The organism is Streptomyces sp. NPDC050997 (genome assembly GCF_040660135.1).
GTDB lineage: Bacteria > Actinomycetota > Actinomycetes > Streptomycetales > Streptomycetaceae > Streptomyces.
In genome coordinates this window covers 59,080-82,504 of the sequence record NZ_JBFAGK010000022.1, presented here as the reverse complement: position 1 = coordinate 82,504, position 23,425 = coordinate 59,080, and the positions used below count along the sequence as shown (strand labels likewise).

The window sequence follows — 23,425 nt, the reverse complement described above, 5'->3', positions numbered from 1 at the left end:
TCGAGCCAATTAGTCAGGGCACTGATTAATTCAGTGAGGTGTGCTTCACGCTGCCATTGGAGCGGCGAGGCGTCAAGAGCCAGGAGAAATGCGAGCTCATCTCATGTGTGCGCACCGCAGACAGCGGAGTCACCGCCCCGGTATTGTTCAGCCCACCAACGAAATACGCCCATGAAGTGGCAGCAACGAATACGACCTCGGGAGCGCACATGGCCGCGGTGGACCTCTCCACCCACCCCGGGCACCTGGCCCGGCGGCTCCAGCAGGCGCACTACCTGTTGTGGAACACGATGGTCTCCGAGGAGATCACCTCTCCGCAGTTCGCGGTCCTGAACGCGCTCGTGGCCGAGCCCGGCCTCGACCAGCGCACGGTGGGGGAGCGGGTGGGTCTCGACCGCTCCACCATCGCCGAGGTGATCAGCCGCCTCGGCCGGCGCGGACTGCTCGACAAGGTGCGCGACGCCCAGGACGGACGGCGCTTCCTGCTGCGCCCGACCGACGACGGGCTGCGCACCCACCGCAAGCTCGCGGTGCGCACGGCCCGGATGAACCAGGTGTTCCTGGCCCCGCTCTCGGCCGAGGAACAGACCGTCTTCTTCGACCTCATCCGCCGGGTCTCGGACGCGGCCGAGGGGCTACGCAATCCCGCGGAACCCCTCGCCGCCCGGCCCTGAGGCCTCACAGGACCGCTCAGTCCTTGAGGAACACCACCCACACCTGCCCCTCGGCGAAGTTCACCGGCGCACCGTCCGCCGTCGTGAACTCCGTTCCGTCGGCGGCCGAGGCGCGCTTCCAGTTCACGTCGTAGGACCGTCCGTCGCGCAGCACCTCCGCCTTCCCCGAGCCGACGGTCTCGGTGTACGGCGTGTTGTTGCCGAGGAAGTCGTGGAAGGCGGACTCGCGCACCTTCACGTGCTGCACGACGACCGTCGCCGGCGCCATTCGCTGCCCGTCGGTCGTCACGGCAGGTGTGCCGTCCATCGAGACCAGCCAGCGGTCACGGCCCCCGGACCAGGTGAAGGTGAAGCGGGCCGAGGGGTAGCGCACGGTCCGCGACTTCTCGGGCCGTCCGCCCACGGGTGCGGCGCCGTGGTGGAAGCCGGTCGTCAGCGCGTCGGCGCCCGGTGCGGAGGGAAGCAGCTTGTTCGGACGCACGTAGAGATTGTGCGGGGCCGGCTTGTCGGTGCCGCGGTAGTAGGCGTCGGCCACCTTCTCGGGGGTCTGCCCGTCCAGCGGGGCCTTGTTGATCAGTGGTAGCAGCTTGCCCTGCGCCCCGGAGAAGGCGAGCGTCGGCCGCTCGAACTGGCGCAGCAGCTCCAGGTCAGACTCGCGTGCGCTGCGCACCGGTCCGACGGCCTTCGGCAGCTTGGTCGCGTAGATCGCCATCAGCCGGCTCAGACCGCCCTCGACCTGCTCGGCGTACACGATGTCCGCGGAGTCCAGGCCGGTCTGGGGTCTGGCCGCCCGCACGTTGTCGATCTTCACGGCGAGTACGGCGCCGCCGCCGCTCTCGGCCGGGCTGGGGCTCGGGCTGTGGCTCCGTTGGGGCGTCTGCGCCTGTCCGCGGCTGTCGTCGACCGGGCCGCGCGCCCCTGTGCAGCCCGCCGTCAGCGACGCCGTCACCGCGGCGGTCAGCAGCGCCGCTGCCGTGGCGGCGCGGCGCTTGCGCGCCTTCTCTCCCATGCTCACCCGTGGCCACCTGTCTCGTGTCATTTATTGTGCGCTTATAAGTTCATTGGCGCATATACCCGCTCGATTCTGATCGCGCGCGTTCTGTAGGCCGTTCGGCCCAGGGGTGGCGGTTCGCGGTGAGGGGCCCCGGGTACCCGGGCGGCACCGCAGGCCGGAGATTCCCGACACGTCGACGTGACCCAGGGAGTGGCGATGAGGGCAGTGACCTGGCAGGGCAAGCGGGACGTACAGGTGGAGAACGTGCCCGATCCGAAGATCCAGGAGCCGACGGACGCCGTCATCCGCGTCACCTCCACCGGGCTGTGCGGCTCCGACCTGCACCTCTACGAGGTGCTTACCCCGTTCATGACACCCGGCGACATCCTTGGTCACGAGCCCATGGGCATCGTCGAGGCGGTCGGCGCCGGGGTCCCCGACCTCGCGGCGGGCGACCGGGTGGTCGTCCCGTTCCAGATAGCGTGCGGCAACTGCTGGATGTGCCTGACCGGCCTGCCCAGCCAGTGCGAGACCACCCAGGTCACCAGCGAGGGCATGGGCGCCGCCCTGTTCGGCTACACCCGTCTGTACGGCGCCGTACCGGGTGCCCAGGCGGAGTACCTGCGGGTGCCGCAGGCGCAGTACGGCCCGATCAAGGTGCCGGAGGGTCCGCCCGACGACCGGTTCGTCTATCTCTCCGATGTGCTGCCCACCGCCTGGCAGGCGGTCGCCTACGCCGACATCCCGCAGGGTGGCAGCGTCGCCGTACTCGGCCTCGGGCCGATCGGCGACATGGCCTGCCGGGTCGCCCAGGTGCGCGGCGCCGGGCGGGTGTTCGGGGTGGACCTGGTGAGCGAGCGGCTGCGCCGGGCACGGGCGCGGGGCGTGGAGACGTTCGACATCAGGAGCTTCGACAGCGAGAAGGAGCTGGTCCAGGCGATCCGCGACGAGACGGACGGACGCGGACCGGACGCGGTGATCGACGCCGTCGGCACCGAGGCCCACGGCAGCGCGGCGGCCAGGCTCGCGCAGCAGGCCTCGGCCCTGCTGCCGCGCCGGATCAGCGGGCCGTTCGCGGAACGCTTCAGCGTCGACCGGCTCGCCGCCCTCCACACCGCCGTCGAGCTGGTGCGCCGGGGCGGCACGGTCTCGCTGTCCGGCATGTACGGCGGCACTTCCGACCCGCTGCCGATGGGCACCATGTTCGACAAGCAGATCCAGATCCGGATGGGCCAGGCCAACGTCCGCCGCTGGAGCGACGAGATCATCCCGTACCTCACCGACGAGGACCCGCTCGGTGTCGACGACTTCGCCACCCACCGGCTGCCGCTGACGGACGCCCCGCACGCGTACGAGATGTTCCAGCGCAAGCGGGACGGCGCGGTCAAGGTGCTGATGACGCCTTGAGCCGGGTCAGGCCTTTGGCCGGGTCAGGCCTTGAGCCGGATCACGCCCTGAACCAGGGCCCCGCCCTCGCTCAGGAGCCGCCGAGGATCTCCGTCAGGTCATACCGCACCGGTTCCTCCAGCTGCGCGTACGTGCAGCTCTCGGGGGTCCGGTCCGGGCGCCAGCGGCGGAAACGGGCCGTGTGCCGGAAGCGTGCGCCGTTCTCCATGTGGTCGTACGCCACCTCGGCCACCCGGTCCGGCCGCAGCGCCACCCAGGACAGGTCCTTCTTGCCCGACCAGCGGCTGGGCGCCCCGGGCAGCCGGGCGCTCTCGTGCGCCGCCTCGTCGGACCAGGCCGCCCAGGGGTGCCCCGCGGCATCGTCCATCCGCAGGGGCTCCAGCTCATCGATCAGTTCGGCGCGCCGCTTCATGGGGAAGGCCGCGGACACGCCCACGTGCTGGAGGGCGCCCCGCTCGTCGTACAGACCGAGCAGCAGCGAACCGACGACCGGGCCGCTCTTGTGGAGGCGGTAGCCGGCGACGACCACGTCCGCCGTCCGTTCGTGCTTGACCTTGAACATGGCGCGCGCGTCCTGGAGGTAGCGCACGGACAGCGGCTTGGCGATGACCCCGTCCAGACCGGCCCCCTCGTACTGCTCGAACCACTGCCGGGCCACCTCGATGTCGGTCGTGGACGGCGCCAGGTGCACGGGCGCCGTGACCCCGGACAGGGCGCCGGCCAGCAGCCGTCGGCGGTCGCTCAGAGGTACCTCCAGCAGCGACTCGTCCGCCAGTGCCAGCAGGTCGAAGGCCACGAACGACGCCGGTGTCCGCTCGGCCAGCATCCGCACCCGGGAGTCCGCCGGGTGGATCCGCTCGGTCAGCGCGTCGAAGTCCAGCCGCCCGCCCCGGGCGATGACGATCTCCCCGTCCAGTACACAGCGCTGCGGCAACCGTTCCTTGAGTGCCACCACCAGCTCGGGAAAATACCTGGTCAGCGGCTTTCCGGTACGGCTGCCCAGTTCGACCTCGGCCCCGTCGCGGAACACGATCGCCCGGAACCCGTCCCACTTCGCCTCGTACTGCATGTCCGGCGGGATGGTCGCCACCGACTTGGCGAGCATCGGCTTCACAGGCGGCATCACCGGCAGGTCCATGCTCCGATTCTGCCCCCGCGTGTCGCGAAATGCCCGGTGTGCGGGCCTTGCGAGGTGCGCCTACCGTGTCTCGCATGGGTGCAGCGGTGGAACTGGAGGCGGGCGGCCGGACCGTACGGCTGTCCAGCCCGGACAAGGTCTTCTTTCCCGAGCGCGGTTTCACCAAGCTGGACCTCGCCCGCTACTACCAGGCCGTCGGTCCCGGCATCCTGCGCGCCCTGCGCGACCGCCCCACCACCCTGGAGCGCTACCCGGACGGTATGGCCGGCGAGTCCTTCTTCCAGAAGCGGGCGCCCAAGAACATGCCCGACTGGATCCCCACCGCCCACATCACCTTCCCCAGCGGACGCAGCGCCGACGAGATGTGCCCGACCGAGGAGGCCGCCGTGCTGTGGGCCGCCCAGTTCGGCACGCTCACCTTCCACCCCTGGCCGGTGCGCCGCGACGACGTCGACCACCCGGACGAACTGCGCCTCGACCTCGACCCGCAGCCCGGTACCGACTACGACGACGCCGTCCGCGCCGCCCATGAACTGCGCGCCGTCCTCAACGAGTTCGGCGGTCTGCGCGGCTGGCCCAAGACCTCCGGGGGGCGTGGCCTGCACGTCTTCGTCCCCATCGAGCCGCGCTGGACCTTCACCCAGGTGCGGCGCGCCGCGATCGCGGTCGGGCGGGAGATGGAACGGCGGATGCCGGACCACGTGACCATCAAATGGTGGAAGGAGGAGCGGGGCGCCCGCATCTTCGTCGACTACAACCAGACGGCCCGGGACCGCACCATCGCCTCCGCGTACTCCGTACGGCCGCGCCCGCACGCCCCGGTGTCGGCGCCCCTGCGCTGGGAGGAGGTCGGCACCGCGCGCCCCCAGGACTTCGACATCGCGACCATGCCCGCGCGGTTCGCCGAACTCGGCGACGTGCACGCGGACATGGACGACCACCGCTTCTCCCTGGACGCCCTGCTCGACCTCGCCCGCCGCGACGAGCAGGACCACGGGCTGGGCGACCTGCCGTACCCGCCCGAGTATCCGAAGATGCCGGGGGAGCCCACGCGGGTGCAGCCGAGCAGGGCGAAGAAGGGGGTGTCTCCGGCGGCCCCGCCGGAGACACCCCCTTCGGGGCCTACAGCCCCTTGACGCGGATGTCCCGGTACGAGACCACGTCCGTGGTTCCGTGCACCTGGAGTCCGATGTAGCCGGAGGCGAACCGCCGCCCGTCCGTGCCCGGGTCGTCCGAGCGGGGCGGGGTGAAGTCCTGGCCGCCGATGTTGTCGAACTCGTTGATCAGCACACCGTTGCGGTAGACCGAGTAGTGCTGGTCGACCACCCGGATCTCGTAGTCGTTCCAGGTGCCCTTCTGGGTGACGCCGGCACCGGCGAGCCCCACCCGGTCGAAGCCGTAGACCGAACCCGTCTTGTACATGTCGCCGTCGGGACGGTCGAGCACCTGCACCTCGTGCCCGTACTTGATGGCGACCCACTCCGGCCGCGACTCCTCCGGGTGGTCGAGCACCCACGGGAACCGCACGAACACACCGGAGTTGGCGTTCCCGGTGCCCGGCGCGTCGTCACGCCACTGGAGCTTGAGCGAGAAGTCGCCGTACTTGCGCTCGGGGAACCACAGCATGCCGAGGCCGGCCTTCGTGGTGCCCGAGGTGATCGAGCCGTCCGGGTTCAGCCCGAACGAACCACCGCCCACCTGCTGCCACTTGGCGAAGGAATCCGCGGTGCCGTCCATGATGGTGCGGTACCCCTCGGTCTGTCCGGGCGTGCCGAGCCCGGAGTCCCGGGCCGCCTGCTGGATCGCGGAGTACTCGCGCTGGTCGAGGACCCCCTCCTTGAGCAGCTTGTCCAGGACCGTCTTCACATGCTTGAGGAACAGCGCGTGGGAGGTCCACTCCTTCTCGTCCTCGATCAACTCGTTGATCCGGCACCGGTTGTTGGTCACCCGGTTGGGCACACCCGAGTCGACCGTGCCGACGATCACCGTCAACCGCTCGTCGTACTCAGGGCAGTTGGGCGCGGGCACCCCGCCACCGGCCACCACCGTGAAGCTCACCGTGCGGGCCGCGGCGGTGTTGCCCGCCTTGTCGCTCGCCCGGTACGCGACGGTGTGCGCACCTGCGCGGTCGACCACCACGGGGGCGGTGTACGCGAGGTACGGGCCGCCGTCGAGCGAGTACTCGATCCGGTCGACACCCGAGCCACCCTCGTCCGTGGCGCTCACGGTCACCCTGGCACTGCGCACATACGCCCCGTCGGAGTTCCGGGTGCCGTCCACGGTCACGCCCGTCACCGGAGGGGTGGTGTCCTGCGGAGCCGCCGCCACTACCGTGAACGTGACGCTCTTGTCGGCGGACACATTGCCCGCCTTGTCGGTGGCCCGATACCGCACGGTGTGCGTGCCGGTCTGGTGCACCATCACGGGCGCGGTGTACGGCTGCCAGGCACCCGAACCCACCGCGTACTCGACGGTGTTGACCCCGGAGCCGGTGTCGGAGGCGCTGACGGTGACCGTGGCCATGTCGACGTAGGTCCCGTCGGCGTTCTGTTCGCCGCTGACCGTCGCCGAGGTCTGTGGCGCTGTCGTGTCGTCCGAGGGCGGCGCGACCACCGTGAACGAGACGCTCTTGTCGGCGGACACATTGCCCGCCTTGTCGAGCGCCCGGTAACGGATCCGGTGGCCGCCGACCTGATCGACGACGACCGGCGCGGTGTACGGCAGCCACTCACCGGTGTCGCCCACCGCGTACTGGACGGCGTCGACACCCGAGCCGCCCTCGTCCGTCGCGCTGATCGCGACGCTCGCCGAACCGACGTACTCGCCCTGGGCGTTCTGCGTCCCGGTCACCCGCGCGGCCGTCTCGGGCGGTGTGGTGTCCTCGCCACTGCCCTCGGTCACCACGAGGATGCCCTGCATCTGGCCGTGGCCGGGAATCGCGCAGTGGTAGAAGTACCGGCCCGGGGTGAGCGTGACCTCGGCGGTGTAGCGGCCGCCCTGGTCGTCGTTGGGATTGGCGAGGATGTTCAGTGCGACATCGTTGTTGAACTCGGGATCCGACGTCACGAACGTCAACGTGTGCGGCATGCCCATGGTGTTGCCGGTCGCCGCGCTGTTCTCGAAGACGATCGTCGCCGCGCCCGCCGTAGCCGTCAGCGGCGCCGAGGTGTACTTGGTGATGTCGTCACCGGCCGTCCAGGTGAGGACCTGGGCCGCGGCCTTCTCCTGGGGCTGCCGGGTCTGCCCGGCCGCGGGCAGCGCCTGCAGCCCGAGCATGACCAGCACGGCGGCCAGCAGGGCCGTCCAGATTCTTCGTCGGCCTCGTCGGTGTGTCACTGCGTCCCCCTCGCCAGCTGGTCGGCGGCCGGCGTGGGCCCGCCGCCCCTGTAAGTGACCCGCCACAGCGCCGACTTGGGGTCCGAGGTGAAGAAGCCGCGGCCGTAGTCGAGGACGTACAGGGCGCCGTCCGGGCCGAACTTCCAGTCCATGAGGTTCTTGATGCCGTCGTTGCCGATCGGCACGATCTTCTTCAGGGACTCCGAGTGGATCGGCAGACCGCCGTCACCGTGCGTCTTCGGGTCGGTGAGCACCGCGTTGCGCGGCTGGTCGGCGTCGTAGAAGTCGCCGACGAACCACTTGCCGTCCCAGTAGGACGGCCACTTCGTCCCGCTGCTGCTCGCCGCGTCGTAGCGGTAGACCGGGCCGTTCATCGCGGCCTGGCCGCCGCCCTTGAGCCACGGCAGCAGATAGCCGGACTCCTCCTGCTTGTACGAGGGGATGCCGTTCGCGTCGCGCGGGAAGTCGGGTGCGCCGCCCTGGGGCGAGTACCAGATGTTGTTCCCGGTGACCGGTGGCAGGTTGACCAGGCCGTCGTTGTTCGGGGACTCGTTCTTCGGGTGGTCGCAGTCGTACCAGCCGAGCGGCTGGGTCGGATCAGGCAGGTTGCGGTCCCGGTAGGGCTGCTTGTTGCCCATGCAGTACGGCCAGCCCCGGTTGCTCGCCTTGGTGATCACGGCGAAGGTGTCGTACTTGGCGGGGCCCCAGGTCGTCGACGGCGCGCTCGCGTCCGGGCCGACCCAGCCCGCGTACAGGACGTCGGTCCGCTGGTCGACGAAGATCCGGGCCGGGTTGCGGACGCCCATCGCGTAGATCTCGCCGCGCGTCTTGCCGCCGCCCTCGTCGGTCTCCCTGCCGGTGAACAGGTTCCCGTCGGGCAGCGTGTACGTGCCGTCGGACTCCGGGTGGACGCGCAGGATCTTGCCGTTGAGGTTGTTGGTGTTGCCCGCGGTGCGGCGCGCGTCGGCGAAGGAGACGCCCTTGTAGTTGGGCTTCGGGTTGTTGCCGGAGTAACCGTCGCTGAAACCACTGGAGTTGTTGTCGCCGGTGGCGATGTACAGGTTGCCCTTGGAGTCCCAGGCCATCCCGCCGCCCGCATGGCAGCAACTGTGGATCTGCACCGGCCACTTGAGCAGCACCTTCTCGCTGCCCAGGTCCAGCTTGTCGGTGACCGGGTCCAGGGTGAAGCGGGAGACGCGCCGCTCGGCCATCCGGGTGTCGCGGTTGATCCCCGAGTGGGGTGTGTAGTGCAGGTACACCCAGCCGTTCTGCCCGAAGCGCGGGTCGAGTTCGATGCCGAGCAGCCCCTCCTCGACCTTGACCAGCTCGTCGCCGCCGCCCTTGTTGCCGAAGACCGTCAACTCACCCGCCAGGGTGACCTTCCTGGTCGCGGGATCGTAGACGTGGATCTGGCCCTTGCCCTTGCCGATGTCCGGGTTGTTCCAGTCGGTGATGACGGGCCGGGAGGAGTCGGTGCCGCCCCGGCCGATGTAGAACACCCGGCCGTCGGGCGCGGTGACCAGGCCGTGCGGCTCGCCGATCTGGTCGTTCTGCCCGGGCTGGTTGGACGGGGTGAGCCGCTCCGCCTTGTAGTTGCCGTTGATCGTCGCCTTGCAGTCGGCCTGCGCCAGCCGGGTGGTCCACAGCAGCGCGCCGCGCAGGTGGGCACGGAAGTCCGTCTCGTCGTACGACGACACCGTGCCGCCCATGCCGGTGTAGAAGGAACGCCCGCCGTCGTAGTCACGGCACCAACTCACCGGATGATCCCAGCCGTTGGCGCTCGCACCCGGTCGGTACGTCGACTCGCGTACCCGGGCCACGGTGTGCACGTCGCCCGAGGGGTTCTTCGCCCAGTTGAACCACTGGTCGGGGCGCTTCCACTGGACCGGCAGGTCCTTGGTGGCCGGGTGCTGCCGGTCTCCCACCTCAACCGTCGCCCGCTGTACGGCTGTTGGGCTGGAGGTGGCAGGGCGGGCGCCGACCAGCCCGGTGAACCAGTCCGAGTACGGCTCCGCGCGGGCCGCGTCATGGATGCCGACGAAACCGCCGCCGGCCTCCATATACGCTTCCAGGCCCGCCTCCTGCTCCGGGTCGAGGACGTCTCCGCCGCCGGTCAGGAACACGATCGAGTTGAAGCGGCCCAGTTTCGTCTCGTCGGTGAAGACCGAGGCGTCGCTCGTCGCCTCCACCTTGTAGCGCTGGTTCTCCGGGCCGGTCAGCCCGATCTTCTCGATCGCCTCGATCCCGGCGTTCACGACGGGGGACTCGTCCCCGGCCGCCGCGGATCCGTGGAAGATCAGCACACGTACGTTCGAGCCGCCCGGCGGCGACTTCACGGACATCGTTGTCAGGGGCGGCTCCGGATCCGGACGCGCGATGGCGGTCGGTCCCGACAGCAGTCCGGCGGCGACGGCCCCGGTGGCCACGGTGGCCACCCAGGCCCGTCTTCTGGTGTTTCTCGCGCCTGCGGTACTCAACCCTCGTAAGTGCATGGACGCCTCCTCGGTCACGGCGACAGCGCCAAGGAAGCTAGACCTCTTTGCGCGGCTCGCCAATACCTATGACCGGAAAAACACGAACTTTGTCCTGGGTGTGGATAAACTGCCGCGAGGCCGCTACGGTCTCACAGGTTCATCACAGGTACTGCTCCGCAAGTTCCGTCTCACGGTGGGGAGTTCTGCATGGACAGACGCCGATTCAACCAGCGGTTGCTGCTGGGCGGCGCGGTCGCCGCGACATCGTTGTCCGTCGCGCCCGAGGCGTCGAGCGTCAACACGCCCGCGCCGACCGCCCCGGCCGGGGGCGAGGTCAGGCACCTCAAGCTGTACGCCGAGAAGCTGGCCGACGGGCAGTTGGGCTACGGCCTGGAGAAGGGGAAGGCGACGATCCCCGGACCGCTCATCGAACTCAACGAGGGCGACACGCTGCACATCGAGTTCGAGAACACCATGGACGTGGCGGTGAGCCTGCATGTGCACGGCCTGGACTACGAGATCACCAGTGACGGCACGAAGCTGAACAAGAGTCACGTCGAGCCGGGCGGCACCCGCACCTACACCTGGCGCACCCACGTGCCGGGCCGGCGCGACGACGGCACCTGGCGGGAGGGGAGCGCGGGCTACTGGCACTACCACGACCACGTCGTGGGGACGGAGCACGGGACCGGCGGTATCCGCAAGGGCCTCTACGGGGCGATGATCGTTCGCCGGCAGGGAGACGTGCTGCCGGACCGGACCCACACGATCGTCTTCAACGACATGCTGATCAACAACAAGTTCTCGCACTCCGGCCCCAACTTCGAGGCCACGGTGGGTGATCGGGTCGAGTTCGTGATGATCACGCACGGCGAGTTCTACCACACCTTCCATATGCACGGTCATCGCTGGGCGGACAACCGCACGGGCATGCTCACCGGACCCGACGACCCCAGCCAAGTCCTCGACAACAAGATCGTGGGACCCGCCGACTCCTTCGGCTTCCAGGTGATCGCGGGGGAGGGCGTCGGAGCGGGCGCGTGGATGTACCACTGCCATGTCCAGAGCCACGCCGACATGGGGATGGCGGGGCTGTTCCTGGTGAAGAAGAAGGACGGGACGATTCCGGGGTACGAGCCGCACGACCATCACTGACGGCTGAGTGCTCGGGTCGGCGTACGCGCAAGGCCCTTCCGGTGGTGCCGAGAGCGCTCTCACCTCGGTGCTCCGGCCGGACTATCCTGAGCGGCACCCAGCGACGAGGAGCCGCAAGTGTCCGAGACAGTGCCGCGTCCCACGCTGGAGGCCGTGGCCGCGCTGGCCGGGGTCTCGAGGGCCACCGCTTCCCGTGTGGTCAACGGCGGTGACGGGGTGCGGGAACCACTCGTGGAGCGGGTCCGGCAGGCGGTCGAGGAACTCGGGTACGTGCCCAACCAGGCCGCCCGCAGCCTGGTGACGAGACGGCACGACGCGATCGCCGTGGTCGTCGCCGAACCGGAGACCCGGGTCTTCGCCGACCCCTTCTTCGCCCGGCACCTGCGCGGCATCAGCAAGGAGTTGACGACTCACGACAACCAGCTGGTACTGCTGCTCATCGAGGGCCGCGACGACCACGCCCGGGTCGGCCGCTATCTCGCCGGCGGTCATGTCGACGGGGCGCTGGTGTTCTCGCTGCACCTCGACGACCCGCTGCCCGGACTGATCCGCCGGGCCGGTGTCCCGACCGTCTTCGGTGGCCGCCCCGGCTGGGACGACGACGGCGGCGGCGACGGCGCGGTGTACGTCGACAGCGACAACCGCGGCGGCGCCCGCGAGGCGGTACGTCATCTGGTCGGCCTCGGCCGCACCCGCGTCGCCCACATCACCGGCCCCCTCGACCAGACATCGGCGGCGGACCGGCTCGACGGCTTCCGCGACGTCCTGCCCGACACCGACCCCCGGCTCGTCGTGGGCAGCGACTTCACACCGGCCGGCGGTGAGCGGGCGATGCGGGAACTCCTCGACCGCTGCCCCGACGTGGACGCCGTGTTCGCCGCCAACGACCTCACCGCCGCCGGGGCTCTGCGGGTGCTGCGCGACCAGGGGCGGCGGGTGCCCGACGACGTGGCCGTGATCGGCTTCGACGACATGCTGCCGCTCGCCGAACAGACCGATCCGCCGCTCACGACGGTCCGTCAGGACATCGAGGAGATGGGCCGGTTGATGGCCCGCTTGCTGCTGCGCGGCCTCGACCACCGCAACACCGCGCAGGAGGCGGCAGACCCACCGTCCGGTGTCGTCCTGCCGACGACACTGGTCCGCCGCGCCTCGGCGTGACCCCCGGCCGCCACCCCCCGACCCCTACTGCGGCGGGGGCGGCGAACTCTTGATCACCGCGAAGCGGGCACCGTACGGGTCGGCGAGTTCGGCAATCCGGCCGACGTCCTCCAGATCGGTCGCCGGTAGACGCACCGTGCCGCCCCCGTGCTGCGCCGTGCTGACCGCCGCGTCCGTGTCCGGGACCTCGAAGTACGGCAGCCAGGCCCCGGACGTCTCCCCGGCCGGGGCGTCCTCCAGCGGGACGATGCCGCCGAACATGGCCTCCGACTCGGTCCCCTTTGGGTGGACGGTGGTGTAGGTGCCCCCGGCGAAGGTGAGGGCGGAGGTCTCCCAGCCGAACAACGCGTGGTAGAAACCGGCAGCCGCGGGCAGATCCCGCGTGTACAGCTCCAGCCAGCACAGCGAGCCAGGCTCCCGTACGGCGTCCAGGCCCTTGTTGGCCGCGGGCTGCCAGATACCGAAGGCGACTCCCGCCTGGTCGGCGAGGATCGCCACGCGGCCCTGGTCCATGACATCCGTCGGCTGCATGAGCACCGAGCCGTGCGCCTGCTCGGCCGCCTTCGCGGTGGCGTCCGCGTCCGGAGTCTGGAAGTAGACGGTCCAGGAGGGCGGGCCCTGCTCCGGGGTGGTCTGCATGCCGCCCGCGGCTGTTCTGCCGTCGAGCTGGAAGAAGCCGTAACCGCCGGCCTCGGGTCCGCCCGACCGGAACCGCCAGCCGAACAGGCTGCCGTAGAAGGAGGAGGCGCCGTCGATGTCGGGTGTGCCGAGATCGAGCCAGTTCGGAGCGCCGGTGACATAACGGGTGGTGAGCATCGCTGCCCTCCTTTGAAGGGTCCCGTTGCCTGCACTGCCGAGTCTGGCACCGCCCACTGACAATCGCTCGGGATTCCGTCGACGCGGCCGGGCACCCTGGGTGACCGACCGATCTCGGTTTGTCGTACCGCGTTCCGCGCGCCGCCGTGCGCCGGGGTGCCCGGCGGGGTCATCATCGGTCGGCCGGAGGTCGTGGACGCGGCGTTGATCCCGCGTTGATGGAATGTTTTTCGCCGCCCGGCACCATCTCGCCCATGCACATCGACACCATCACCCCGGCGGATTCCGCCTGGCAGACCCAGCAGGCCCTGTGCGCGCAGACCGGCGCGGAGTTCTTCTTCCCCGAGCCGGGCAGTTCGGTACGGGAGGCGAAGCGCATCTGCGGCATGTGCGAGATGCGCTCCGAGTGCTTGGACTACGCGCTCGCCAACGACGAGCGCTTCGGCGTGTGGGGCGGCCTGTCGGAGAAGGAACGACTGCACCTGAGGCGCGCCCGACCGTGACACGACGTCGTCGCGTGGGCCCGCGGGTTCCCGCGACGATCCCCACCTGGCTCCCGTACGACCCCGCACGCGGCGGGACGTCGCGCTGAGGCGGCCTTGCCCCACGTCCGGCAAACCGAAGGGCCCTCGTACGGTAATGCCGTGAGGGCCCTGCCGGGCAGAGGTCGTCAGGCGCTCGCGCGGGCCGCCATCCGCGCCTTGCGCGCCGCCAGCTTCTCGTCGAACTTCGAGGCCTCGGAGTCCAGGCCGCCCATGTACAGACCGAGTTCCTCCTGCGCCTTGAGGCCCTCCGGGCCGAGCCCGTCGATCTCCAGGACCTTCAGGAAGCGCAGAACGGGCTGGAGCACGTCGTCGTGGTGGATGCGCATGTTGTAGATCTCGCCGATCGCCATCTGCGCGGCGGCCCGCTCGAAGCCGGGCATGCCGTGGCCGGGCATGCGGAAGTTCACGACCACGTCGCGCACCGCCTGCATCGTCAGGTCGGGCGCGAGGTCGAAGGCCGCCTTCAGCAGGTTCCGGTAGAAGACCATGTGCAGGTTCTCGTCGGTCGCGATGCGCGCCAGCATGCGGTCGCAGACCGGGTCCCCGGACTGGTGGCCGGTGTTGCGGTGCGAGACGCGGGTCGCCAGCTCCTGGAAGGCGACGTAGGCCACCGAGTGCAGCATCGAGTGCCGGTTGTCCGACTCGAAGCCCTCGGCCATGTGGGCCATGCGGAACTGCTCCAGCTGGTCCGGGTCGACCGCGCGCGAGGTGAGCAGGTAGTCGCGCATCACGATGCCGTGCCGGCCCTCCTCCGCGGTCCAGCGGTGCACCCAGGTGCCCCAGGCGCCGTCACGGCCGAAGAGCGAGGCGATCTCGTGGTGGTAGCTGGGGAGGTTGTCCTCGGTGAGCAGGTTCACGACCAGCGCGATGCGGCCGATCTCGGTCACCTTGGACTGCTCCTTCTCCCAGGCCTGGCCGTCCTCGAAGAGGCCCGGGAAGTTGCGGCCGTCGCTGAACGGCACGTACTCGTGGGGCATCCAGTCCTTGGCGACCTTCAGGTGCCGGTTGAGCTCCTGCTCGACGACTTCCTCCAGCGCGTACAGCAGCCGGGCGTCGGTCCAGGCGGAGGACGGGCTGCCGAGGTGGGGGGAAGTGATCGTCACGGGTACTCCAGGGGACGTGGAACAAGATCGGAAGCGTCCGGCGAGCGGTGCCGGTGTGGTACCTACGGAATCGTAGGCTACGTATCCGTAGGTTACGTGACCGTAGGTTAAGACCAGTGTAAAGAGCCCTGATCAGCCCGGTTCCCCGGGCATGACAAGCGACCGCGGGAGTCGCAGGTCCGGGGCCGAATGAGGAAGCGGAATCGCCCGTTCAGGTATACAGCTCGCGCATGCGCACCGAGAGGCATGTCACACAGCCTTCGAGCTTCTCGAACTCGCTGATGTCGACCAGGACGGGCTCGTGGCCGAGATCGGCGAGCAGTTCCGCCGTCTTCGGCGCGCTCGCCGCCATCAGCAGTTTCTCGCTGCCCAGCAGTACGACGTGCGCCCCGGACTCCTCGGGCACGGACAGGAAGCGCGGGAACAGCGACGGTTTGTCGACCTTCGGGATGTGCCCGATCACCGTTCCGTCGGGCAGCGCCGTCACGGACGACTTCAGATGCAGCACCTTGCTCACCGGCACCGCGACGACCCGCGCCCCGAGCGGCTCGAAGGCGGCCCGCACCTGCTGGACACCGGCCGCGTTGGTGCGCCCGCCCCGGCCGACGTAGATCGTGTCGCCGATCTTCAGCACGTCACCGCCGTCCAGCGTGCCCGGCTCCCAGATCCAGTTCACCGAGCACCCGAGACGTGCCACGGCCTCCTCGACGCCCATCGTCTCGTCCCGCCGGGAGTCCGCGCCGGGCCGCGTGATCAGCGCGACGTTCCGGTACATGACGACCGTGTCCTCGACGAAGGCCGAGTCCGGGCAGTCGTCGGCGGGGTCCACCTCGATGGTCTCCCAGCCGTGCGCGTCCAGGGCCTCGACGTACGCCTCCCACTGTTCCAGCGCGAGGTCGAGGTCCACCTTCTCCCGCTCGATGTGCGTCACCAGACCTTCGGCGAGGCGCGGGCCGGGGCGGCGGACGAGGGCCTTCTTGCTGGGCACGAGGGGATCTCCGTATCGGCGGCTGTCGGCGCCCGTGGGGCGGCGCCGATCAGTCATCATGCAGCGCCCGCGCGCACGGGCAAAACCCTCGGCGTCAGGCTGTTGCCCTCCTGAGATGCTCCACCGTGATCGACTTCCGGTCGTCGAGGAGCCGGCGGGGGCCCCTCGACGCTCACCCGGCCGTTGTCCCGGCTGCCGTCCCCGCTCCGGCAAGGGGGATGAATCGGGCAACTGTCCGACGTCAGGAGGGATACCAGTCGTCCTCCGTCGTGATTTCCCTCAGTTCTCCGTCCTCCATCAGCAGTCGGCGGGTGATGCCGATCGACTCCAGGAACGGCAGGTCGTGACTGGCCACGACCAGCGCTCCCTCGTACGACTCCAGAGCGGTCGTCAGCTGCCGCACGCTCGCCATGTCCAGGTTGTTGGTCGGCTCGTCCAGCATCAGCAACTGCGGCGCGGGCTCCGCCAGCATCAGCGCGGCCAGCGCGGCCCGGAAGCGTTCGCCGCCGGAGAGCGTCGCCGCCTTCTGGTCGGCGCGGGCGCCCCGGAACAGGAAGCGGGCCAGCCGGGCCCGGACCCGGTTGTTGGTGGCGCCCGGCGCGAACCGGGCCACGTTCTCGGCGACGGTCAGCCCGCCGTCGAGCACGTCCAGCCGCTGCGGCAGGAAGCGGAGCGGAACATGGGCCCTCGCCTCGCCGGAGACCGGCTCCAGCTCCCCGGCGATCGTCCGCAGCAGCGTCGTCTTGCCCGCGCCGTTGCGCCCGATCAGCGCGATCCGCTCCGGGCCGCGCACATCGAAGCCACCCGCCACCCGTGCGCCGTACGCCAGTTCCAGATCCAGGAGAGTGAGAACGGTACGGCCCGGCGGTACGGCCGTGTACGGCAGCTCGACGCGGATCTCGTCGTCGTCCCGCACGGCCTCCACCGCCTCGTCGAGCCGCCCCTTCGCGTCGGCGAGCCTCTCCTCGTGCATGATGCGGTGCTTGCCCGCGGACTCCTGCGCCGCGCGCTTGCGTGCCCCCATGACGATCTTCGGCTCGCGCTTCTGGTCCGCCATCTTCTGGCCGTAGCGCCTGCGCCGGGCCAACTTGACCTGGGCGTCGACCAGTTCACGCTTCTGCTTCTTCAGGTCGCTCTCCGCGACCCGCACCATCCGCTCGGCGGCCTCCTGTTCGGTGGCGAGCGCCTCCTCGTACCCCGAGAAGTTGCCCCCGTACCAGGTGATCTCCCCGGCACGCAGATCGGCGATCTGGTCGACCAGATCAAGGAGTTCGCGATCGTGGCTGACCACGACCATGACGCCCGGCCAGGACGCGACGGCCGCGTACAACCGCCGACGCGCGTACAGGTCCAGGTTGTTGGTGGGTTCGTCGAGCAGCAGGACGTCCGGTCGGCGCAGCAGCAGGGCGGCCAGCCGCAGCAGCACCGACTCGCCGCCCGACACCTCGCCGACGGTGCGGTCCAACTCGATGTGGCCGAGCCCGAGTTCGCCGAGGGTGGCGAGGGCTCGCTCCTCCACGTCCCAGTCGTCGCCGACCGTCTCGAAGTGCTCCCCGGCCACGTCACCGGCCTCGATCGCGTGCAGCGCGGCCCGCCGCGCGGCGATGCCGAGGGCCTCGTCGACCTTCAGCGTGGTGTCGAGCGTGACGTTCTGCGGGAGGTAGCCGACCTCGCCCGCGACGCGGACGGTGCCGTCGGCCGGGGCCAGGTCTCCGGCGATCAGCTTCAACAGGGTTGATTTTCCCGAGCCGTTGACACCGACGAGGCCGGTGCGGCCGGGGCCGAAGGCGACATCGAGGCCGTCGAAGACGGTGGTGCCGTCGGGCCAGGAGAAGGTGAGGGAGGTACAGGTGATGGAACTTGGCATACGGGGTCTCCGCGGTTGCTCGAAGCGATCAGGGGCAAGCGCGTATCGAGACACCTGCGACCGACGCGGGAGAGAGTCCCGGGGCATGAGAGAGGCCCTGTTCCGGAGGACCGGAGGACGGCTCGAACGCCGAGGTCGCACACAGCGCACACACCTCAGGTGTGTGACGTGGTGTCTCAGAACCTCAGACGAGCAACGTCCTTCTCCTATCGACGGCAACAGAACCGCTGAACACCGTATGAACAGCCCTGTCGGCTGTCAACGGATTAACGTGAGCCCCGACCTCACCGCCCCAAGGAGGCCCCGTGTCCCACGGCTCGCTCTCGCTGCCGGCCCGGCTCTGCCTGCTGGCCTGGGACACCGGGACGGCGGAGGTCTCCGGCGCCGCCCAGCTGCCCCCTCTGGTCCGGGCCGGCGCCCTCACCGAACTGGCCCAACGCGGCCTGCTCACGGACGAGGACGGCATCGCCACGCCGGTCGACCTGGACACCGACACCGGCGACCCGGTCCTCGACGGGCTCCTGGAACTGGTCCGGGAGTCCCTGCCGCACCGCTGGCGGACCTGGGTGACCCTGCGGGCGCGGATCACCCTGGACGCCGTACGGGAGCAGTTGACCGCCGATGGCTGTCTGCGCGCGGAGAAGCGACGGGTCCTCGGGGTCTTCCCGACCGTGGAGTACGTCCTGGACCGCCCCGCCGTGGTGGAGTCACTGCGCGCTCAGACGCGGACGGTGCTACTGGGGCCGGTTCCGGTGGCGGAGGTCTCCGAACGGGACGCGGCCCTCGCCGCCCTCGCGGCCGCCTCCGGGCTGCTGTCCGGCGGCGAGTACCCGCCTGGGCGTCTCGAGGAACTCACGGAACGCGGCGGGGCGGCGGCACCGGTGCTGCGGACGGTCGTCCGGGAGGTGCGTACGACGCGGGTGGCGGCGTCCGTCGCTCACTGAGCCTCATGCCGCGCGCGCCGACGGGGTCTTCTTCCCCGGGGCCGTCGACCCGGGGGTGGTGAAGCTCCTCGTCGACGGAATTGATGAAATCGATGAAATCGGCGGAATCGGCTGAATCGACGGGACGCATGAACACATGCCGGCCCACGTGGGCACGGGTATCGACCAGGCCGCGCGATCGACGCGCAGTCGGGACGGTGAAACCGTGGAGCCGGGCGTGCGCCGCGACCGGAGGGCTCAGCAGGCGTCCCGCATCAGCTCCGCCAGGTCGTGGTCCAGGTCCAGCTGCAGATGCTCCAGACCGACCGGCACCAGCTCGGCGGTCGCCTCGAGGAAGGTCCGCAGTTCGCCCGAGCGGACATGGACGACGGCGGTGCCCTCGGGAGCGTGGAACTCCAGGACGGTGCGGTCGTAGCCGTACGGCCGCACCCGTACGTCACCGTGGCCCTCGGGGCCCTGGAGCCCGGCCGCCAGCAGCTCGCGGCTGAAGGTCCAGCAGACCTCCACGCCCTCCAGGGTGGCCGGGGCCGGGAAGGTCATCCGGACGGCGAACGGGTCGCGCCGGTCGTAGTGCAGCGTGGCGGGGATGCTCGGCATCCGTGGCGCGGCGGCGACGAGACGGGCCTCGACGGGCTGATCGATGACGATAAACAACGCCTTGCTCCCTTATGACGGCGGGAAGGACTTCCGGGGATTAGGCCGGGCACTGGAAGAGACGCCGGAATGACTCAATCCGTGCACACGAATATCGAGTGACCTCTGTCACCGTGTTCATTCACGGAAGTGATCCAGCTCATCTCGTGGGCCCTTAGGGGCACTTGTGGCGTGTGCGGCAAAACCGGCACAGGGTGGACACGGTCCTCTGGACCGGCACCTGGGGGGTGGGCTAGCTTCGCCCGCCATGAGGCGCTTGGGGAACACGCGACGCACGCGACGCACGAGACGCACGAGACGTACGAGCTGGGCGAGTCGGGCGACTGCGGCGGGGGCGGCCTGCGCGGCGGCACTGGCCGTCCTGACGGCGGTACCCGCACAGGCGCAGGCACCGGACAGCGGCACGCCGAAGGGCCGGACCCCGCACTGGGAGCTCAAGGACACCGGCAGCCCCCAGGTCCGTTTCCGGGGCCTCGCGGCCGTCGGCCGGAGCACCGCGTGGGTCGCCGGAACGCAGGGCACCGTGCTGCGTACCACCGACGGCGGGGCGAGCTGGCGGAACGTCTCGCCGCCGGGCGCCGCGGAGCTGCAGTTCCGGGACATCGAGGCGTTCGACGCGCGAAGGGCCGTGGTGCTGGCCATCGGTGAGGGCGAGGCGTCCCGCGTGTACCGCACCGAGGATGGCGGCGCGACCTGGACCGAGTCCTTCCGCAACACCGACGCGAAAGCCTTCTACGACTGCCTCACCTTCTTCGACCGACGCCACGGCCTCGCCATGAGCGACCCGGTGGACGGGAAGTTCCGCATCCTGTCGACCGGTGACGGCGGCCGTACCTGGAAGGTTCTGCCGAGCGCCGGGATGCCGGCCGCGCAGGAAGGGGAGGCCGGTTTCGCGGCGAGCGGCCAGTGCCTGGTCTCCTCCGGCCCCCGGGACGTGTGGCTGGCCACCGGCGGGGCGGCACGCGCGCGCGTGCTGCACTCCGCCGACCGTGGGCTGACCTGGACGGCCTCCGACACACCGATCCCGGCGGGCGACCCGGCCCGTGGTGTGTTCGCGCTCGCCTTCCGCGACCGCGCGCACGGTCTCGCCGTCGGCGGCGACTTCACCGCGGACCAACCCTCCCCGCAGGCCGCGGCCCGCACGGTCGACGGCGGCCGTGCCTGGCGGCCCGCCGCCGAGCCGCCGCCCGCCTACCGCTCCGGCGTCACCTGGCTCCCGCACAGCCACACCGCCGCCCTCGCCGTCGGCCCGACCGGCACGGACCTGACGACGGACGGCGGCCGCACCTGGCGGACGGTCGACACGGGCTCGTACGACACCGTCGACTGCGCCCCCGACCTGGGCTGCTGGGCGGCCGGCGAGAAGGGACGGGTGGCCCGCCTGGAAAACTGAGCGCCGGCGCTGCGCCGTGGGGGCGGAATCCGGGTACCCGTGCACCGAACGTGAGAGGAGTGAGCGGACATGCCCAGTGGTTCCAGTCCCAAGCGGGAACGCCAGTACGAGCACATCAAGGAGAGCGCTCAGGACCGGGGTGAGAGCACCGGGCGCGCCGAGGAGATCGCCGCGCGAACGGTGAACAAGGAACGCGCCCGGTCCGGCGAGTCGAAGACCGCCAGCCGCACCTCGACCGAGGACATGTCGTCCGGCAGGCGCGGCGGCCGGCGGTCGGGCAAGGGCTCCCAGGGCCCCACGTACGACCAGCTCTACCAAGAGGCCAAGCAGCGTGGCGTCAAAGGCCGTTCGGACATGAACAAGAGCCAGCTCGAGCGGGCGCTGGGCGGCAAGAGCTGACCTGGCGACCCCGGTGACCCCGCCGCCCGCAGAGCCCGCGGGAGCCGTACGCTCGTCACCACCATGACGACCGTATCCATTCCCGCGGGCTGGCCCGCGACCGAGGACGAGGCCCGCGCGGTCCAGGACGAGCTGCGGGGGCGGGTGGTGCTCGACGAGCCGGGCCCGCCGCCCGGCACCGGCCGGGTGACCGGTGTCGACGTGGCGTACGACGACGAGCGCGACCTGGTCGTGGCCACGGCCGTCGTCCTGGACGCGGCGAGCCTCACGGTCGTCGCGCAGGCCACGGCCGTCGGCCGGGTGTCCTTTCCGTACGTGCCCGGCCTGCTCGCCTTCCGCGAGATCCCCACGGTCCTGGCCGCCCTCGACAGGCTGCCGTGCCCGCCCGGCCTTGTCGTCTGCGACGGCTACGGCCTCGCCCACCCGCGCCGCTTCGGCCTCGCCAGCCACCTCGGCGTCCTGACCGGACTCCCCACGCTCGGCGTCGCCAAGAACCCCTTCACCTTCACGTACGACGATCCCGGCGCCCGGCGCGGCAGTACGTCCCCCCTGCTCGCCGACAGCGAGGGAACCGGTCGCGAGGAGGTCGGCCGCGCACTGCGCACCCGGGACGCCGTCAAACCGGTCTTCGTCTCCGTCGGCCACCGCATGAGCCTCGACAACGCCTGCGCCCACACCCTCGCGCTGGCCCCGAAGTACCGCCTGCCCGAGACGACCCGCAGGGCGGACGCGCTGTGCCGCGCGGCGCTCCGGGACGCCACACCCTGACGGCAGCCCCATCATCATCTGAGTACCTCGTCTGAGTATCCGTACGGATGTGGGGCCGCCGTCCCGGTCGGCAGGCTGTCCCGCATGACGACGCACCGAGCTCACAAGCCCCTTTCCGACCCGACCCGGCCCGTCGAGCGTGCGGTGACGGGCGCGCTGGTCCTCGCCGTGGCGGTGGGGGTCGCCTGGATCGGCGGGATGATCTACACCGTGCTCGGGTGGTCGCTGTAGGCCGGGGCGGGGTCCCGTCGGACCCCGGCGCCGACGCACGGCCCAGGGCCTGTCCTACCGGCTCGCCGCCACCCGGAACGTGATCCCCGCCCGCCGCAGCCGCTCCGTCAGCGCGTCGCCCATCGCGACCGTCGTGGTGACCTGACCGGCACTCGGCGGCAGTTCGTCGAAGGCCAGGGAGAGCGCCGCCTCGGCGAAGATCTTCGCCGTCTCGCCGTACCCGGGGTCTCCGCCCGCGACCTCGGTGAACACGCGGCGGCCGCCGCCCTCACCGACGAAGCGGATCCTGAACCAGCTCTTCGCTCGCTTCTCCGGGCCGGGCCCTTCCCCCGGCTTGACCCGGTCGGACAACCAGCGCCGGGTGGGCGGCAGTTGGGCCGCCGCCAGCAGCGCGCCGACCGCCGCGACCCCGCCCACCGCGACCGGCAGACGCCGGACCGCGGCGTACTGCCGGTACCGGAAGTCGGGCCCGTAGCGCTCCAGCGCCGTCGCGGACCGACGCACGATCTGCGGGTCGATCGTCGGCAGCGGCAGCGCCCACGCGTCGACCTCCGGCGCGAACCGGGGCGCGCCGGCCGGGGCGCAGGCCCGCCGGCCGACCAGACGGGGCTCGTGCCGCCCCCGGTCCCGCGCGGCGGCCAGTACCTGCCGCCCGCGCGCGAACTGGTTGAGCGCCGAGGCGAACGTACCGCCCGAGAAGGCCGCGTCCACGCTCACGAACCCGTCCACCGTGAGGGGCACTCCCTCCGGCAACTGCCGGACCGTGAAGTACACGCCCAGATCGTGGGGCACCGAGTCGAAACCGCACGCGTGCACCAGCCGCGCGCCCGTCTCACGCGCGCGTGCGTCATGACGGACGTACGTCAGGTCCACGAACTCCGGCTCACCCGTGAGGTCGAGATAGTCCGCGCCGGTGTCCGCGCACGCGGCGACAAGGTCCTCGCCGTACGTCACATAGGGGCCCACCGTCGTGGCCACCACGCGCGCCTGCTCGGCGAGCGCGCGCAGCGAGGCCGGGTCGGACACGTCCGCCCGCAGCACCCCGATCTCCGCGCCGCCCGGCAGCCGCTCACACAGCTCCCGGAGCTTCGCCTCGCCGCGTCCGGCGACCGCCCAGCGCAGCCCCTCGGGCGCGTGTGCGGCGAGATACTCCGCCGTCAGCGTCCCCACGAAGCCGGTGGCTCCGAAGAGGACGATGTCGTACGGACGGTCTGTCCCGTTCAGCCTGCTCATGACACCCCTTGGTCTGGCCTGCGCGCCGTTGTCGGTGGCCGAGGCTAGCGTGAGGAGTGTGGCGGTCCGACCAGGAGGCCGCCACACTGGACTAAGCGCTTGCTCGCCAGGTCTTGTGCCCGGTGCGACGTCTTCTTAGCATCAC

General features: G+C 70.6%; 21 protein-coding genes. 11 read left to right on the top strand and 10 right to left on the bottom strand.

Features of this window, described 5'->3' with window-relative positions; all coding sequences use genetic code 11:
* Positions 1-209 precede the first annotated feature (209 nt).
* Complete coding sequence (locus AB0H86_RS35860; protein WP_362448750.1) at positions 210-674, top strand: MarR family transcriptional regulator; 465 nt, start codon at positions 210-212, stop codon at positions 672-674.
* A 16-nt stretch (positions 675-690) separates the two neighbouring features.
* Here the strand turns inward: AB0H86_RS35860 and AB0H86_RS35855 are convergent, their stop codons facing one another.
* Positions 691-1,683, bottom strand: coding sequence for a DUF3048 domain-containing protein (locus AB0H86_RS35855; protein WP_362448904.1), 993 nt, complete (start codon positions 1,681-1,683; stop codon positions 691-693).
* A gap of 201 nt (positions 1,684-1,884) precedes the next feature.
* Between AB0H86_RS35855 and AB0H86_RS35850 the strand changes: the two genes are divergently transcribed.
* Positions 1,885-3,075 carry a zinc-dependent alcohol dehydrogenase gene (locus AB0H86_RS35850; RefSeq protein WP_362448747.1) on the top strand — a complete coding sequence of 397 codons (1,191 nt, stop codon included), beginning with the start codon at positions 1,885-1,887 and terminating at the stop codon, positions 3,073-3,075.
* A gap of 70 nt (positions 3,076-3,145) precedes the next feature.
* On the opposite strand, the gene AB0H86_RS35845 is transcribed toward AB0H86_RS35850, so the two are convergent.
* Positions 3,146-4,213: an ATP-dependent DNA ligase gene (locus tag AB0H86_RS35845; protein WP_362448744.1), complete on the bottom strand. Its 1,068-nt coding sequence runs from the start codon at positions 4,211-4,213 to the stop codon at positions 3,146-3,148.
* 74 nt (positions 4,214-4,287) lie between these two features.
* Between AB0H86_RS35845 and ligD the strand changes: the two genes are divergently transcribed.
* Positions 4,288-5,349, top strand: a complete 1,062-nt coding sequence (gene ligD / locus AB0H86_RS35840; protein ID WP_362448741.1) for a non-homologous end-joining DNA ligase — start codon at positions 4,288-4,290, stop codon at positions 5,347-5,349.
* On the opposite strand, the gene AB0H86_RS35835 is transcribed toward ligD, so the two are convergent.
* Positions 5,336-7,489 (bottom strand): family 16 glycoside hydrolase, encoded by a 2,154-nt coding sequence (locus tag AB0H86_RS35835; RefSeq protein ID WP_362448902.1) that lies wholly within the window; start codon positions 7,487-7,489, stop codon positions 5,336-5,338. The two genes, ligD and AB0H86_RS35835, sit on opposite strands and share 14 nt — an antisense overlap.
* A gap of 56 nt (positions 7,490-7,545) precedes the next feature.
* The gene (locus tag AB0H86_RS35830; RefSeq protein ID WP_362448738.1) at positions 7,546-10,041 is read right to left on the bottom strand and encodes a ThuA domain-containing protein; all 2,496 of its coding nucleotides are present in this window, start codon (positions 10,039-10,041) and stop codon (positions 7,546-7,548) included.
* Between the two features lie 189 nt (positions 10,042-10,230).
* Between AB0H86_RS35830 and AB0H86_RS35825 the strand changes: the two genes are divergently transcribed.
* Together AB0H86_RS35825 and AB0H86_RS35820 are read left to right on the top strand one after the other, a co-directional pair.
* On the top strand, positions 10,231-11,178 hold the full coding sequence (locus AB0H86_RS35825) for a multicopper oxidase domain-containing protein (protein ID WP_362448735.1): 948 nt from the start codon (positions 10,231-10,233) through the stop codon (positions 11,176-11,178).
* 117 nt (positions 11,179-11,295) lie between these two features.
* A complete protein-coding gene (locus AB0H86_RS35820; protein ID WP_362448732.1) occupies positions 11,296-12,339 on the top strand; it encodes a LacI family DNA-binding transcriptional regulator in 1,044 nt (347 codons plus the stop codon).
* Between the two features lie 24 nt (positions 12,340-12,363).
* On the opposite strand, the gene AB0H86_RS35815 is transcribed toward AB0H86_RS35820, so the two are convergent.
* Positions 12,364-13,155: a VOC family protein gene (locus AB0H86_RS35815; RefSeq protein WP_362448729.1), complete on the bottom strand. Its 792-nt coding sequence runs from the start codon at positions 13,153-13,155 to the stop codon at positions 12,364-12,366.
* Positions 13,156-13,409: 254 nt separating this feature from the next.
* Between AB0H86_RS35815 and AB0H86_RS35810 the strand changes: the two genes are divergently transcribed.
* The gene (locus AB0H86_RS35810; protein ID WP_362448726.1) at positions 13,410-13,658 is read left to right on the top strand and encodes a WhiB family transcriptional regulator; all 249 of its coding nucleotides are present in this window, start codon (positions 13,410-13,412) and stop codon (positions 13,656-13,658) included.
* Positions 13,659-13,825: 167 nt separating this feature from the next.
* Here AB0H86_RS35810 and AB0H86_RS35805 read toward each other — a convergent pair whose 3' ends face one another.
* The 3 genes from AB0H86_RS35805 to AB0H86_RS35795 form a co-directional block, all read right to left on the bottom strand.
* The gene (locus AB0H86_RS35805; protein WP_362448723.1) at positions 13,826-14,803 is read right to left on the bottom strand and encodes an acyl-ACP desaturase; all 978 of its coding nucleotides are present in this window, start codon (positions 14,801-14,803) and stop codon (positions 13,826-13,828) included.
* Between the two features lie 211 nt (positions 14,804-15,014).
* Entirely contained in the window at positions 15,015-15,791 is a 777-nt protein-coding gene (gene ddaH, locus AB0H86_RS35800; RefSeq protein WP_362448720.1) for a dimethylargininase, read from the bottom strand.
* A gap of 241 nt (positions 15,792-16,032) precedes the next feature.
* The gene (locus AB0H86_RS35795) at positions 16,033-17,658 is read right to left on the bottom strand and encodes an ABC-F family ATP-binding cassette domain-containing protein (protein ID WP_362448717.1); all 1,626 of its coding nucleotides are present in this window, start codon (positions 17,656-17,658) and stop codon (positions 16,033-16,035) included.
* Positions 17,659-17,963: 305 nt separating this feature from the next.
* Here AB0H86_RS35795 and AB0H86_RS35790 point away from each other — a divergent pair, with 305 nt between their 5' ends.
* The gene (locus AB0H86_RS35790) at positions 17,964-18,602 is read left to right on the top strand and encodes a GPP34 family phosphoprotein (protein ID WP_362448714.1); all 639 of its coding nucleotides are present in this window, start codon (positions 17,964-17,966) and stop codon (positions 18,600-18,602) included.
* Positions 18,603-18,839: 237 nt separating this feature from the next.
* Here the strand turns inward: AB0H86_RS35790 and AB0H86_RS35785 are convergent, their stop codons facing one another.
* A complete protein-coding gene (locus tag AB0H86_RS35785) occupies positions 18,840-19,256 on the bottom strand; it encodes an SsgA family sporulation/cell division regulator (protein ID WP_362448711.1) in 417 nt (138 codons plus the stop codon).
* A gap of 256 nt (positions 19,257-19,512) precedes the next feature.
* Between AB0H86_RS35785 and AB0H86_RS35780 the strand changes: the two genes are divergently transcribed.
* The 4 genes from AB0H86_RS35780 to AB0H86_RS35765 all read left to right on the top strand — a co-directional run bounded on the left by AB0H86_RS35780 (position 19,513) and on the right by AB0H86_RS35765 (position 22,047).
* Positions 19,513-20,649 (top strand): oxidoreductase, encoded by a 1,137-nt coding sequence (locus AB0H86_RS35780; protein WP_362448900.1) that lies wholly within the window; start codon positions 19,513-19,515, stop codon positions 20,647-20,649.
* 69 nt (positions 20,650-20,718) lie between these two features.
* Positions 20,719-21,048 carry a plasmid stabilization protein gene (locus tag AB0H86_RS35775; protein ID WP_362448708.1) on the top strand — a complete coding sequence of 110 codons (330 nt, stop codon included), beginning with the start codon at positions 20,719-20,721 and terminating at the stop codon, positions 21,046-21,048.
* 63 nt (positions 21,049-21,111) lie between these two features.
* On the top strand, positions 21,112-21,816 hold the full coding sequence (locus tag AB0H86_RS35770) for an endonuclease V (protein WP_362448705.1): 705 nt from the start codon (positions 21,112-21,114) through the stop codon (positions 21,814-21,816).
* A gap of 84 nt (positions 21,817-21,900) precedes the next feature.
* On the top strand, positions 21,901-22,047 hold the full coding sequence (locus AB0H86_RS35765; protein ID WP_362448702.1) for a hypothetical protein: 147 nt from the start codon (positions 21,901-21,903) through the stop codon (positions 22,045-22,047).
* Between the two features lie 54 nt (positions 22,048-22,101).
* On the opposite strand, the gene AB0H86_RS35760 is transcribed toward AB0H86_RS35765, so the two are convergent.
* Positions 22,102-23,280 (bottom strand): saccharopine dehydrogenase NADP-binding domain-containing protein, encoded by a 1,179-nt coding sequence (locus AB0H86_RS35760; protein WP_362448699.1) that lies wholly within the window; start codon positions 23,278-23,280, stop codon positions 22,102-22,104.
* Between the last annotated feature and the right edge of the window lie 145 nt (positions 23,281-23,425).